This is a genomic window from Stutzerimonas stutzeri, from assembly GCF_013522825.1.
Taxonomy (GTDB): domain Bacteria; phylum Pseudomonadota; class Gammaproteobacteria; order Pseudomonadales; family Pseudomonadaceae; genus Stutzerimonas; species Stutzerimonas stutzeri_AK.
On record NZ_JAAMQZ010000002.1, the window covers coordinates 49,835 to 63,521 of the forward strand.

General features: G+C 64.4%; 16 protein-coding genes. All 16 read left to right on the plus strand.

Translation table 11 applies throughout. The annotated features are described in order from the left end of the window. The first annotated feature begins 190 nt into the window (after nucleotides 1-190). The 16 genes from G7020_RS01740 to G7020_RS01815 all read left to right on the plus strand — a co-directional run bounded on the left by G7020_RS01740 (nucleotide 191) and on the right by G7020_RS01815 (nucleotide 13,684). Nucleotides 191-2,203: a DNA topoisomerase III gene (locus tag G7020_RS01740; protein WP_028690960.1), complete on the plus strand. Its 2,013-nt coding sequence runs from the start codon at nucleotides 191-193 to the stop codon at nucleotides 2,201-2,203. A gap of 519 nt (nucleotides 2,204-2,722) precedes the next feature. Beyond that, nucleotides 2,723-4,330, plus strand: coding sequence for a DNA cytosine methyltransferase (locus tag G7020_RS01745; protein ID WP_023103930.1), 1,608 nt, complete (start codon nucleotides 2,723-2,725; stop codon nucleotides 4,328-4,330). A 242-nt stretch (nucleotides 4,331-4,572) separates the two neighbouring features. Continuing rightward, the gene (locus G7020_RS01750; protein WP_023103929.1) at nucleotides 4,573-5,130 is read left to right on the plus strand and encodes a hypothetical protein; all 558 of its coding nucleotides are present in this window, start codon (nucleotides 4,573-4,575) and stop codon (nucleotides 5,128-5,130) included. Nucleotides 5,131-5,460: 330 nt separating this feature from the next. After that, the gene (locus tag G7020_RS01755) at nucleotides 5,461-5,673 is read left to right on the plus strand and encodes a hypothetical protein (protein ID WP_003290186.1); all 213 of its coding nucleotides are present in this window, start codon (nucleotides 5,461-5,463) and stop codon (nucleotides 5,671-5,673) included. Between the two features lie 21 nt (nucleotides 5,674-5,694). After that, the gene (locus tag G7020_RS01760; RefSeq protein WP_017512401.1) at nucleotides 5,695-6,087 is read left to right on the plus strand and encodes a hypothetical protein; all 393 of its coding nucleotides are present in this window, start codon (nucleotides 5,695-5,697) and stop codon (nucleotides 6,085-6,087) included. Nucleotides 6,088-6,260: 173 nt separating this feature from the next. After that, the gene (locus tag G7020_RS01765; protein ID WP_017512402.1) at nucleotides 6,261-6,947 is read left to right on the plus strand and encodes a hypothetical protein; all 687 of its coding nucleotides are present in this window, start codon (nucleotides 6,261-6,263) and stop codon (nucleotides 6,945-6,947) included. 80 nt (nucleotides 6,948-7,027) lie between these two features. Continuing rightward, nucleotides 7,028-7,765, plus strand: a complete 738-nt coding sequence (locus G7020_RS01770; protein ID WP_017512403.1) for a hypothetical protein — start codon at nucleotides 7,028-7,030, stop codon at nucleotides 7,763-7,765. A gap of 97 nt (nucleotides 7,766-7,862) precedes the next feature. After that, complete coding sequence (locus G7020_RS01775; RefSeq protein WP_009459701.1) at nucleotides 7,863-8,141, plus strand: hypothetical protein; 279 nt, start codon at nucleotides 7,863-7,865, stop codon at nucleotides 8,139-8,141. A 289-nt stretch (nucleotides 8,142-8,430) separates the two neighbouring features. Further along, entirely contained in the window at nucleotides 8,431-9,243 is an 813-nt protein-coding gene (locus tag G7020_RS01780) for a hypothetical protein (protein ID WP_023103925.1), read from the plus strand. 124 nt (nucleotides 9,244-9,367) lie between these two features. Next, on the plus strand, nucleotides 9,368-9,721 hold the full coding sequence (locus tag G7020_RS01785; protein ID WP_009459699.1) for a DUF3085 domain-containing protein: 354 nt from the start codon (nucleotides 9,368-9,370) through the stop codon (nucleotides 9,719-9,721). A 368-nt stretch (nucleotides 9,722-10,089) separates the two neighbouring features. After that, nucleotides 10,090-11,007, plus strand: a complete 918-nt coding sequence (locus G7020_RS01790; protein ID WP_023103924.1) for a DUF3577 domain-containing protein — start codon at nucleotides 10,090-10,092, stop codon at nucleotides 11,005-11,007. A 57-nt stretch (nucleotides 11,008-11,064) separates the two neighbouring features. Next, a complete protein-coding gene (locus G7020_RS01795; protein WP_023103923.1) occupies nucleotides 11,065-11,754 on the plus strand; it encodes a DUF3275 family protein in 690 nt (229 codons plus the stop codon). Nucleotides 11,755-11,848: 94 nt separating this feature from the next. Beyond that, nucleotides 11,849-12,172 (plus strand): hypothetical protein, encoded by a 324-nt coding sequence (locus G7020_RS01800; RefSeq protein WP_023103922.1) that lies wholly within the window; start codon nucleotides 11,849-11,851, stop codon nucleotides 12,170-12,172. A gap of 101 nt (nucleotides 12,173-12,273) precedes the next feature. Then, the gene (locus G7020_RS01805) at nucleotides 12,274-12,681 is read left to right on the plus strand and encodes a hypothetical protein (protein ID WP_023103921.1); all 408 of its coding nucleotides are present in this window, start codon (nucleotides 12,274-12,276) and stop codon (nucleotides 12,679-12,681) included. Nucleotides 12,682-12,697: 16 nt separating this feature from the next. Beyond that, nucleotides 12,698-12,958, plus strand: coding sequence for a hypothetical protein (locus G7020_RS01810; RefSeq protein ID WP_023103920.1), 261 nt, complete (start codon nucleotides 12,698-12,700; stop codon nucleotides 12,956-12,958). A 78-nt stretch (nucleotides 12,959-13,036) separates the two neighbouring features. Then, nucleotides 13,037-13,684, plus strand: coding sequence for a hypothetical protein (locus G7020_RS01815; RefSeq protein WP_023103919.1), 648 nt, complete (start codon nucleotides 13,037-13,039; stop codon nucleotides 13,682-13,684). Nucleotides 13,685-13,687: the final 3 nt, after the last annotated feature.

A 13,687-nucleotide genomic window follows, 5' to 3' on the forward strand; every position in this document is an offset into this window, starting at 1 on the left:
TTCCACGCGCTCCCGCAAATCGCGGCTACTGGTCCGCACACCTGCGGCCACGCGCCATCCCCGCCCGAGCCATTCCATCGGCGTGAAAGCGGTCGCCGGCGCATGCGGCTTGTTTGCTGCTACCCCAGGTGGCGCTCGGCATCCTCGATTCCAGCAACTCCATGAACAACGGGAATCGGGATGGACGGACATGCGGCTGTTCTTGTGCGAGAAGCCCTCCCAGGGCAAAGACATTGGCCGAATTCTCGGTGCCACGCAGCGCGGTGAAGGCTGCCTCAACGGTTCCGGCGTCACCGTCACCTGGTGCATCGGCCATCTCGTCGAAGCGGCAGCCCCCGAGGTCTATGACGCGGCGCTCAAGCGCTGGTCGCTGGAGCAGTTGCCCATCATTCCTCAGCACTGGCGGGTCGAGGTCAAACCTAAAACCGCCACGCAGTTCAAAGTCGTCAAGGCGCTTCTGGCTAAGGCGACCCAGCTTGTCATCGCCACAGATGCCGACCGCGAGGGCGAGTTGATCGCCCGCGAGATCATCGACCTGTGCGGCTACCGCGGTCCCATCGAACGGCTGTGGTTGTCGGCGCTCAACGATGCGTCCATCCGCGCGGCACTCGGCAAGCTCCGGCCATCGGCCGAGACGCTGCCGATGTACTACTCGGCGCTGGCGCGCTCTCGGGCGGATTGGCTCGTCGGCATGAACCTCAGCCGCTTGTTCACGGTGCTGGGACGGCAGGCCGGCTACGACGGCGTGCTGTCGGTAGGCCGCGTCCAGACCCCCACGCTCAAACTGGTCGTGGACCGCGACCGCGAGATCACCGCCTTCGTGTCCGTGCCGTACTGGGCCATCGACGTGTCCCTGTCCGCCGGTGGCCAGACTTTCGCCGCGCAGTGGGTTCCCCCGAAAGCATGCACCGACGACGCCGGCCGCTGCCTGCAGCAGCCCATCGCGCAGCACGCCGCGCAGCAGATCCGCGCCGCGGACAGCGCCCAGGTGGTGGCGGTCGAAACCGAGCGCGTGCGGGAAGGCCCGCCGCTGCCGTTCGACCTGGGGACCTTGCAGGAGGTGTGTTCCAGGCAGCTTGGGCTCGATGTGCAGGAGACCTTAGACATTGCTCAGGCCCTATACGAGACGCACAAGGCCACGACGTACCCGCGCTCCGATTCGGGCTACCTGCCCGAAAGCATGTTCGCCGAGGTGCCAACGGTCCTCGACAGCCTGGTCAAGACCGATCCCTTGCTGCGACCGATCATGGACCAGCTCAACCGCACTCAACGCTCACGCGCCTGGAACGACGCGAAGGTGTCTGCTCACCACGGCATCATCCCGACGCTCGAACCGGCGAACCTCTCGACCATGAGTGAGAAGGAACTGGCAGTGTATCGGCTGATCCGGGCGCATTACCTGGCGCAATTCCTTCCTCACCACGAGTTCGACCGCAATGTGGCGAACCTCTCCTGCGGCCAGCAGACGCTGGCGGCCACCGGCAAGCAGGTCGTCGTCAAGGGGTGGCGCCTGGTGCTGGCCGAACCGCAATCCGAGGAGGATGGCGACCCTGCGGCGCGCAGCCAGGTACTGCCCGCGCTGCGCGAGGGCCTGGCATGTCAGGTGGCCGACGTCGATCTGAAGGCGCTCAAGACGCTGCCCCCTCGGCCCTATACGCAGGGCGAGTTGGTCAAGTCCATGAAGGGCGTCGCCAAACTGGTCTCGGACCCGCGCCTGAAACAGAAGCTCAAGGATACGGTCGGCATCGGCACCGAAGCGACGCGGGCCAACATCATCAGTGGCCTGCTGACGCGGGGCTACCTCGTGAAGAAGGGCCGCGCCATCCGTGCCTCGGATGCGGCCTTCACCCTGATCGACGCGGTGCCCACAGCGATTGCCGACCCAGGGACAACCGCCGTCTGGGAACAGGCGCTGGACATGATCGAAGCTGGACAGCTCACGCTGGACGTATTCATCGGCAAGCAGGCTGCATGGATCTCACAGTTGATCGCGCAGTACGGCAGCACGTCCCTGTCCATCAAGGTTCCCCACGGACCGCCTTGCCCACAGTGCGGCGCACCGACGCGCCAGCGCACCGGCAAGAGCGGCCCATTCTGGTCGTGCAGTCGCTACCCCGACTGCAAAGGCACGCTGCCGGTCGAATCCGGCACGTCCAAGCGTGGTGCCTCGCGCCCGCGCCGCAGCGGCCGCAAAGGCTCCTGACCGACCCCGTTCCCCGTGAACCGTGCCCGCCATCGGCGGCGCGGCCTGTGTTCCGCACGCCCTGCGGGACGCCCAGCGCGCAACGCCTTCTTGTCCGTGTGCGCGTCCCGCTTGGTCATCCCCGGCCGCGGGACCTGAAGGTAGCTTCTCCGCGAACCGCCTCCTGCGCGTTCTGCTGATCTGCATTTCTCCCGCCTCTGCGAAGGGTCCCCCGGTGGCTTGCCAAGCTGCGCGAGCCACCCGGAGACCCTTCGTGGTCAGCGGTATTCGGTGCCGGTGCCCGCCGGCGCAAAAACGGGCTCCCTTTGTGCGCGGATGTGCGCCAGACGATGCCGGCGCGAACCACGACATGCGCCGGGTGTGATTGCTGATGAGCAGACGGTTCTAGCGACGACCGGGCCTGCACCAGCCCACGGGTGGTTCTGTCCTCCCGAGCCGAAGGCCGCAGGGCCTTCGGCGCCTTTCTCCTGCCTATCAACGTCCCGGCCCGCCCCGGGCCACACGAACAGGAGACCCGACATGAACCCGCAACCTTGCACCCTTCGCGGTGCGCCCCAGGCCGCGCCACTGCTGTACGGCAGCGTGTGCAGCGGCATCGAGGCCGTGAGCCTCGCATGGCAACCCCTCGGCCTCAAAGCCGCGTGGTTCGCCGAGATCGAGCCGTTCCCGAGCGCCGTGCTCGCCCACCGTTACCCCCATGTGCCCAACCTGGGCGACATGACCGCGATCGCCCGTCAGGTGCGCGCCGGCACCGTGCCGGCGCCCGACATCCTGGTCGGCGGCACGCCGTGCCAGTCGTTCAGCGTTGCCGGCGCGCGCCAGGGGTTGAACGACCCGCGCGGCGCCTTGACCCTTGCCTATGTGGAGCTTGCAAATGCCATCGACCAAACCCGCCACCAAGACCGCCGCCCGCCGGCAACGCTCGTCTGGGAAAACGTCCCCGGCGTCCTCAACGACCGCAGCAATGCCTTCGGGCATTTCCTGGGCGCACTGGCCGGAGAAAGCCGTGCGCTCCAGCCGCCAGGGGAAAAATGGGCGCACGCTGGTTGTGTGTCTGGACCCCGCCGCCGCATCGCCTGGCGCGTGCTCGACGCTCAATATTTCGGTGTCGCCCAACGCCGCAAGCGCGTGTTTCTTGTGGCATGTGGTGGTGATGACCTCGATCCCTCCGAAGTACTTTTTGAGCGCACAGGCCTGCGCGGGGATTCTTCTGCGGGCCGCGCGCCGTGGCAAGAAGCTGCCCGCGCTGCTGGACCGGGTGCTGCAGCAGCAGGCGGATACGCAGGATTCGCTGGACTGAACCAGCCCTACGGCAAGGTCACGACGACGTTCGGATTCAGCGGCGGCATTGGCCCCGTCGATGTTGCGGCATGCCTGATGGCCGCGGGTCCCAAGCACGACATCCGCACCGAGACGTTCATGGTGCAGTCCATCGCCGGCAGCATCGCCCACACCCTCGACACCGCCAACAACGGCAAGGGCAGCAGCGAGGACGGTACGGGAAAGGGCGTGCCGATCATCGCCTTCACCGCCCAGGGCAGCGGCGCGGACGCCACGATCGACCTGACGCCGACGCTGCGTGCCGGCGGGCATCGCAACAGCCATGCGAACGCAGGCGTCGTGCCCGCCATCGCCTTCGCGCAGAACAACCGCGGCGAAGTGCGCTTCGAGTCGGGCCATGGACAGGTGTCTTGCACCGTCCTGTCCAACGGCAAGCCGGGCTACGGTGTGCCGATGGTGGCCTGCGTTGCCCTGCGGGGACGGACGCAGGGTCTTGCTGCCGAACTGGGCGGAAGCGTTGCGGCGGCGTTGCGTACCAGCGGCGGCGGCGCAGACAAGCCCCATGTCCTGGCCCCCGACTTCGAGGCACATTTCCGCTACGACTGGAATGAATCCGGTGCAGCGGACTGGTCGCAATGGCGGGTGCGGCGGCTGATGCCCATGGAGTGCGAGCGGCTGCAGGGCATGCCCGACGACTACACGCTGATCCCGTATCGCGGCAAGCCTGCCGCAGACGCTCCGCGCTACAAGGCGATTGGCAACTCCATGGCCGTCCCGTGCATGGCTTGGCTGGGCAACCGGCTGGTGCAGTGCCTGCACAAGACGGACTCGACCGCTTCGGATTGATCGACGACGCAGCCTGCCGGCCGCGCCATTCTCCCCCTGCATTGCCGATGTATCGGCAGCAGCCCGCAGCCAGGGTGTCAAGGCTGCCGTGGGTTCCGCCCACGCCACCCACCAGTTCGCTTCGGCATCTCACCGGCGAACGCTGCCCACCGGGGCATCGATGCCTCCTTTCTCCAACCCACGGGATGGTCGCCACGTCCCGTCAGGGGCATGTCGCCACCCGGTCGATTTCAGGACTTCCCATGGACACCATCACCAAGCAAGACCGCATCACGCTGAAGAACCTCAAGGTCGCCGACTTCGCCAGCGAGGAAACGCTGTGCTTCACCGCGACCATCGTGTTCGACGGCACTCCCATCGCCGAGGCCCGCAACGACGGGCATGGCGGCTCGACATTCCTCCGCGCGCTCAACGGCAAGACGACGCTGCTGGCTCAGGCCGAAGCCTTTGCCAAGGGCTTGCCGCCTGCGCCGCTCGATCTAGGCCAGGAGGGTGAAGACCCTCATTACATCGACATGACGCTCGACTTCCTGGTCGATGAACTGGCCGATGCCATGCACGCGGAGCGCAAGGTGCGAGCCGCCTTCAACCGCGACATCGGCAACAAGGTGCTGTTCATCAAGGACGGCAAACTGCTGTTCATCAAAGGCATCAAGCTCAAGGCTATCGCCGACCGCAAGGCGTACTTCGCTTCGCTGCGCACCAGGCAGGCCCAGCCCATCGTCATCCTCGCCGAGCTTCCGCCCGAGCGGGCATTCGACCTGTGGAAGCAGCATGTCCTGGGCGACAAGCCCGATTGACCCAGCGCCACCGCACCCTCCTGACAGCCCCGTACTCGATGCGGGGCTTTTCTTTTCCTGTGCTCATCAATCGGGGCTGGGCCGAATGCCGTTTTCCAACTGACGCGGCGCAGCCCTCGCACGAAGCTGCCTGCATGTTCGCTGATTCGTCAGCACATGCCAGCAGCCAGGGTTCCAGGCTGCCGCGGGTCTCTCCCGCGTCACCCACCAGTCCGCATCGCATCAATTCTGCGGATGAGCGTCCCCGTGACGCTGATGCTTTTTATCAACCGCGTGCGGGAGCTGCCATCCCGTGAGGGACAAGGCCCCGCTTTTCCAAGGAGCCCGTCCATGTCCCAGCAAGCCTCTTTCGGCCAGTTGGCCCTGACCTACTGCGGCAAGTTCCTGCCGCTCGAAGTCTTGCAAAGCGCCGCCGGCCACTACATCGGCACGCGCGATACCGAAGGTCCCGTTTCGCGGGAATCCCGCGAGTACTTCCGCAGCTATGCCGCGGCTCAACGCGCCCTCGAAAGAGGCGGCTGGTCCCAGCTCGCCATTCCCTGATCCAACTGGAGAAATCACGTCATGAACCAGCTACTGCCGCGGGAAGTCGTCGATCAGATCATGCGGGAAGAGCAGCATTTCGCTGCCGCGCCCCAAGCCTTCTTCGAGGCCTGGAAGCGCGGTGTCGAGATTGCTGGTCCCGAGTGGTTCGGCGACGGCACCCGTGAAGGCCTGAACCAGGCCAAGACCAAGTGGGATTTGCGTCCCGACATGCTGCGGCTCAACGATGCCCTCGGCGTCCTGAGCAGCGGCGAACGCATGTTCCTGTCCGCCATGGTCAGCTTCTACAACGCGCGCGAGGGCGGTGCCATGCTCAAGCGCTGCCGCTTCCACGGGCTGTCGGACTTCGACGGTCTCGATCTGGAACGCCGCAAGGTCATCGCCGACCTGCTGGTGAACTACAGCGGTTGGTGAGCCGGTCTCCGGCACGCCACTGTCCTCTCGATCCCCCCGTGAGGGACATGCGCCCATAAGGCCATGTCCCTCAATTTTTCTTCCCCATCGCCCGACGCCAACGGCCTTGGGCTATTCCCTGCGGACGCCATCGTCCGCATGGGCTGGCTCCGCTCTTCTCGAAAGGAGCCAGCATGGCAAACAACTACTACGAAGGCACGGGCGTTCTCGTGCTCAACCGCGTTACTCCCGTCATCAAGGCACTGTTCGGTGCTTTCGCGCTCGACGAAAACCATCCCGGCAATGGGCAGGCCTACATCGCCCAGATCGCCGAAACCAATGATCCACGCTGGACAGATGTGCTGGACGGTCTGGAAAACCTGGCCACACAACTCGGCATCCCCATGCCCGACGACGAAGAGTTGTCGATTCCGCCTCTGCTTGAACGGCTGGCCGCGCACTTCGGTGCTGACCAGGACGGGGAGCTGGAGAACCTGATCGAGCACCACCAATTCGAGGACGGCGCCGACCTGGAAGCCCTGCTTCTGATCGCTACCCGCTTCGATGACGGCCATAACCTGACCGCCATCCAGTTTGAGGGCTGCTGGTATTGCAGCAAGCCAAGGCTATTCGAGTTCGGCGGCAACGGCTGCTACCTGAGCCGTGAGGTCCAGGTCTTCAGAACGTCCTCGCAGGCGCTTCAACTCGGCGATCAACTGCGCAACACCATCCTGGCCGCCGACATCGAAGAGGCCTCAGCGTTGATCGCGCTGGAGGCCGCCAACCTGCTTGCCGGCATCACCGATGAGCAATTTCGCCTAAATGTGCGCCATCGCATCGCCGAACGGCTGGTTCAGACGCCAACGATCAGCGCCGACTGACGCATTTTCCACTTTCAACCAACCGGGTCCAATTCCCGGTGGCGGAGATTGGCCCCAATATTCAAATCTGGAGAGTTCCCATGTCCCAGAAACCCAATCCCTTTCTCCGCGGCTACTGGAATCTGAAAATCGTCCGCACGCTGTGCATCGGCTACGACGACGGAAGCCCGCATGTCTGGCGAATCATCCACGCGAGTCAAAAGCACTTTTCCGACGAGGAACTGATTTCATCCTCGTGCATCGTCACCAGCGATTTCGCCGTGGTCAGGAATGGTCCCGAACCCGTGAGTGCCGAGGTGCTGGCCGAATGCGATACCGCAGAAGGTGTCAGCGGCGAAGGTGTAATCGGTGCCGTGGTCTATGCCATCCATGGCGACGACTTCGACGGTCGCCCCATCCACGTCGGCGACGCCTATTCGGCAGAGGCAGCGCGGGAAGTCGTACAGCGCCTGAGTTTCGAGACCGGCTACTACAGCCGGTGCTGGGAAATCAGCAGCGCACACATCAGCCAAGAAACCGGCCAATACCTCGCCAACCTGGCAGACCTCGCTACGCCGGAGGCATTCCTGTTCATCGCGTTCCGGGTTCCGTACAGCCCGGCGATCGGCATCAAGCTGATCTCCACTCCCTGGACGGACAAGAACCTGGACCACGCCGAGGGCATCAGTGCGGAGCAGCTTCGCCAGGAGCACCGAAGCAAGGGTATGCCGGATGACCTGGCGAACGTCATTGAACTGGCTGGCCAGGCCGACGTGCGCATCCTGATTCTCGACGCCGACGCACCCGTGCTGTTGGGCCTGCCGTTGGCCGAATCCTAGCAGCCGCTCGACGCAACATCCTTCCTCTTTGTTCTCCCCCATACCGGCCCGTCTCCCTCCCGGAGCCGGGCTGGTCCATTTTCATAGGAGCAACCTCATGTTCCCCGACCTCATCTCGCGCACGCCAGACTTCGAGCACCAGCTCGGCGCCTGCGTCAATGCCATGGGCCAGGACGACGCCATCGGCCAGATCCTGGTATTCGAGCGCATGAGCGGCACGCTGCACATGCGCCATATCGCCAGCGCCGACCTGGTGGACACCGACATTGACGACTACGAAATGGTCGTCTTCGACGGTGGCAACACCAGCGGCGATACATGGAAGCATGTCTTCTTCCCACGTCAGCGCGAGCACTACTTCGTGTACGAAGCCTGACCCAACCAAGCCCCTTTTCGAGGGGCTTTTTCTTGTCCGCAGCGCAGGAAAGCGGGTGCGACGCTGTGCGATTTCTTGCAGGCAGGCCGCCCATTCCAGAGCCATCCTTGCTCCATGTTCGTCGGCGTTGCCGACACATGCCCTGGCAGCCGAGACCTTCAAGGCTGCAAGTGCGGGAAACCGTGCTGGTCGTTTCTTCCTATGGACGTACCCCGTCCGTTCACGCCACCCACAAGGGACCTCTCCCTTGCGGGCGGGGAATCCCTTGTTCTTCCTCAAGGAGATTCCCATGGACCGTTCCCTCATCAAATCCATGATGCCTTCGCTTGTCGCGGGCCATGTCCCTCGCAACGTGCGTTCGTTCAAATACCGCGTATTCGATGATCAGCCGCAGTCCTCGACGTTGGGCTTCGCCATTGACCCTCAGCCCTTCAACGGCAAGGTAGTCTCCGCGACCGACGATGCCATCGTCGTCAAGCTCAAGCCTTCCGAGTTCGCCGTGCTCGATCCCAACCTGGTGACCACCGTTCCCAGCGAGGGCGCCAAGGTCCATGTCCAACCCTACGCCCGGCGACGTTTCGACGGGCTTCGCGCGGACACCCCGGAAGTCGTCACCGAGAAGACTTCGGATGGCACGCCTTACACCATCACGAGGCATATCCTTGGCAAAGCACCCGCCAAGCTGCCCATTCCCGAGCCGCAGTGCATGGAGCTGGGCCAACTCATCGAGCAGTTGGAGGAGATGCCCGCGCCCGACGGGTTCCGGTGCATCACCCACATGCTGGTCGATGCAGGTGCCCGCGACTTCGCCTGGGTCGATCCCAAGCCCTCCAGGATCATCGAGACCCCGCCGGCGATCAGCTTCACGGTCTCAACCACCAAGTTCGAGGGTCAGGTGACGATCCTCTACGACCGTGGCGGCGACACCTACGTGGTGGAGCTGCACCGCGACGGTGAGTTGGTCGATAGGCACGACGAGGTGTATTTCGACATGCTCGGTGAAGTGCTGGAGCGGCTCATCGACGACGGGCGCTGGCGCCTGATCGACGTGAGCGTGATCGACGCCAAAGCCTTTCGGCAACGTCAGGCGGTTCCAGCCTGACGTGCCAGACAGGAAGCCTAGCGGCACGACTGATCAGTCCACAGCCTACCGGCGACTGCCCCACAAGCCTTCCATCCGTTTCGGTGGAGGGCTTTTTTCTTCATCCATACAGGAGATTTCAACCATGTCACTGCGATTCAGAGGCTCCGACCTGCGCCCCGTGCTTGCCGAAGCCATCGCCAACCAATGCCGCGTCGCCCTGGCCAAGGACCAGGGCGTGTACTTCCTCGCCGAGCGCGGAGAGCGCCGCCCCGATGGCCGCGTGAAGCTGCTGGCCTATGCCGTCGGCTGCAACCCGGATACCGACCCGTTCGATGACTGGTGGGAACTGGCACGCGCCGAGCTTGGCGGCGACGACTTCGGCGAGTTCTTCGACCCGAAAGACAGCGTTTTCACTCGCATTCTGCAAAGCTCAGATGATCTGGAGCTGTCCGCCACCGCTACGTATCTGTCGCTGGCGGCGGTGGAATCGGCGTAGTCCAAAAATGTCCGCATACCCCTTGAAGCCCCCATTTCGGGGGCTTTCTTTTGGGCGGAACTGGGCAGCCTGGAAAAAATGGGAAGCGCCCGGATGCCGATTGATTGCTGTCGCGCGCGCGAGGCCCGGCCATGCTGACCCCATGCCTGCTGACGTTGTCAGCGACATGCCAAGCAACCATCGGTCTTCAAGGTTGCGTCGCAGTTCCCACTGCGTGACCGAGCCAGCTCGCACCGCATCCATCCGCGAGCGGCCACCAGTCTCTGGTGGCGGATGCTTTCGCCTTATCGACCCACCGCGGGGTTACGCACCTTTCCCCGCATGCGTGGGGCTGGTGTGTCTCCGCTTCTTCCCTATGGAGATTCACCATGAACACCACGTCCAACGAGAAATCGTATTTCGACCTCCACACCTCGGGCATCGGCTACATCCAGCGTGTCCGTGAAGTGCCTGTCCGGGGCGGCCGCCGTGCGCAGCCTTTCCTGGCATGCACCGTTGCCGCGCTGGTCGGCCCCGCCAGGGACCCCAGCTACCGCTACTTCGACGTCAAGGTCTCGGGTGCCGAGGCCAAGAACCTCGTCCAGCGCTACATCGGCGTTGACGATCCCAAGCAGCGCCCGCTGGTGCGCTTCCGCCTCGGCGACCTGTGGGGCGATGCGTACATCCGCGACAAGGGCGAGCGCAAGGGTGAAGCCGCCGCGTCCCTCAAGGCGCGACTGCTCAAGGCCGAGCCGCTTGACCGGGCCGAACTGGCTTCCATCAAGCAGCACGAGCTGATCACCCGCGGCATCGGCTACCTCAGCCGTCCGAAGGACGTCACCCCCAAGGATGGCGATCCGTTCCTGTCGTGCTGCGTCGCGGCTCTGGCCGGGCCTGTCGGTGAACCGGACTATCGGTACTTCGACACCATCGTCGCCACCCCTGAAGCCGAGCACCTGGTTCGCCGGTGCGTGCAGGCCATCGAAGGGGACCGCAAGGTGCTGATCGCCTTCAAGTTGAACGACATGAAGATCGATCCGTACATCCGCACCAAGGGTGAGCGCGCCGGGGAGCCGGGAGCGAGCCTGGAATCGACGCTGATCCACATCGGTCTGATCAAGATCGACGGCACCCAGGTCTATCCGACGAGCCAGGCGCAAGCCGAGGCGTCGCAGGCCGAGGACGCACCCGCGCCCGAAGCCGAGGACGCCGCCGACACCGCTGCCGACCAGCCTATCGAGCCCGCCGAGCGCGAGCCCGCAGGTGAAGTCGAAGAGCAGGAGCCGGCATTGGCTGCTTCGTTCTGATCCGGCATGGCCCCTCACGGGGCCTTGCCTTTTTCCTATTCCTCAAGGAGAAGCATCATGGCAGTCACATCGGCACCCGAGAAATCGGCCACTCCCATCATCGTCCCGGGCCAGCTCGCGCTGCGCACCATTCATGGCCGCAACGGAAAGTTCAATGTTGGCAAGCTCGAATGCCAACTCGGAAAATTCACGATTAAAGACGCGGAGTTGGAGCAATACCCCGAGGGCAAGTATCAAGGGGAGTTCGTCCTTCGCTACATCTTCCTCAAAGGCTATCCGATCAGCGACGGCAGCATGCGTTTCGAGATGCGCGCCAACCTGGACGGTATGACACTTTTCGGCATCGACAAGCTGAGCAAGGCCGAAGCACATAGCTTCGCCCCGCAGGAAGTCGATCCGCTCGATGAAGATCAAGGGACACAGCCTGCGACAACGCCGGCCAAACCCGCCAAGGCATCCAGGTCCGCCAAACCTGCACCCGTGCAGACGTCCGCGGACCCGCTGGTCGATACCACGCCCTTCGGCGTGGACGCGCCGCCTGCTGCGGCTGCTGCCCCCGGCAGCACCGAGGATGGCGACGCCGCGCTGTTCGGCCTGTTGTGGCCGCTGGGCGAGTCTGTGAAGCTGGATTCGACCATCGACCGCCGCGCCCTGCGCGCCCAGATCGCCCGCCTGGGCGAACTGGGCTACGCGCTGGACTTCAAGACGCAGGAGTGGAGCCGCCAGGCCGAACTGCAACCTGCGTGATTGCAGACACCGCATCCGCGGTGTTCTTCATCCACCCGCTGGGGTTCCTTCCCCATGCGGGGGTGGCCTCGGCTTTCTTCTGGAGGTCTCCATCATGTCCACCATCACTTGCGATACACCCCGTTCCGCGCTGGACGAAACCGCGTGGCGCGCCGTTTGCAAGACGGCCGCCGAGCATGCCCAACGTGGTTGCGGCCTGTCCTGGGATCACTGGGTCACGCTTTTCAGCTCGGAGATCGACGCGCAAGCCAGTCGATTGCCGGAAAGCCAGCGCGTTCATGCGCTGGAAATCGCGACCCAGGAATGGGACTACGCAACACCTGCCGAACGGCAGGAAACCCAGGACTGGCTCGCTGAAAACGGCTGCTGTTCGCATGGGATCACGCTGGGTTGCTGCCCGGCCGGTTGCGGTTCCTAGCCCGCACTGCATTCCATCGCCGCACACGCGGCATTCCATCACCCGCTGGGGGTTCTTCCCCACGGGGAGGCCTCTGGCTCTACTTCTTCAGGAGGCCTCTCATGGGCTGGTATTTCTCTCCCCAATCGCGGTCTGAACTGATCGCCGAACTGATCGCACCGCAGGAGACCGAGCGCGCCAGCGTGAAGGTCATCGCCCACACGCTGCGCGGCAACGTCCTCTGGTCCGTCGCGGAAGTGACGGCCAGGGCCGAAGGCGTGCATCGTGATCTCGCGCCGGGCCAGTCCCTGCGCTACATCCGCTGCGATCTTCTGGAGCGCAGCGGCAACCAGTGGGGCTACAAGCCGCTGGACGAGTCCATGCACCCGTACTACTACTCGTGCCCGCTGTCCTATCTGGACCTCGCACCGGAGCAGTCCGCCGACTGGCGTGCAGGCGTTCGCGCCTACCACGCGCGGCGTCGTACACCCACGGTTGCCACGGCACCCGCCGCGGCACTATTGGCCTGAGCCAGGAGGAACCAACATGGACCCGATCCTGGCTGCGCTCCCCGCCTCGCTGTTAAAGCTCGTTGAAGGCAGTTTGTCCAACGACGAAGTTTCCTCCGACGAGGAAATGCTGGCGTACTTCATCGACAACGGCCTCACCGAGGAGCAGGCACGGCAGGCGCTGACCTATCGCGACCAGTACCTCAACAACATCTACCTGGACGGCTTCACGCCGATCACCGCGGTGGACGAGGCGCTTCACTTCAACCCGCACACCCGGCAGTTCGAGCCGGACTGAGCGGTTTTCTTCCACCCCCCCCGGGGCAGTACCTGCCCCGACGGGCGGTGCTGTTCCCGCTCATCCGAGGACACCACCATGCCCGCAAACACTTCTTCCACGCTGTACCGCATCGACGAATGCCCGGACGTGATGGCCGACGCCTGCGTTGGCGATGACCAGGGCAACCTGATCTTCCTGTCCATCTGGGCACGCGACACCGCCGTCCAGCAATTCCTCGCTCGCCTGACCCTCGGGCGCGACGAGCAGGGACTGGACCAGTTCCACGTCATCACCGACCAGGGCGGCAGCGTCCCGGTGTTCATCGGCAACGTCGATCGCCTGGAAAAGCGCATGACCCGCGCCTACCGGCGAACGCTGTTCGGTTCGCTGTCCAACGTGTGGCTGTTCGACCGGCGCTGCGTCAAGCCCGACAAGGCCAACGCCAGCGCATTGGCACTGCTGCCGCGCGACAGCGCCCACCGGCTTGACCGCCTGTGGATGCTGGTGCGGGACACCTGCCCGTTGCCGCTACTCGACCACTGGCGCGAGACCGTGCTGGAACTGCTGCAAAGCCGCGAGATGCTGGCCCGCCTTCCGTTCGCCCTCGGGCCGCTGGAAGGCCATCGGCTCGCCATCGACGTGCCGGCGCTGACCCTGGCGCTGGGCTCCCTGATCCGCAGTGACGCGCTCACCGCCTATCCCTATCCGACCAAGATTTGGACGCCGGAAGCGGTAGCGGCTTGACCC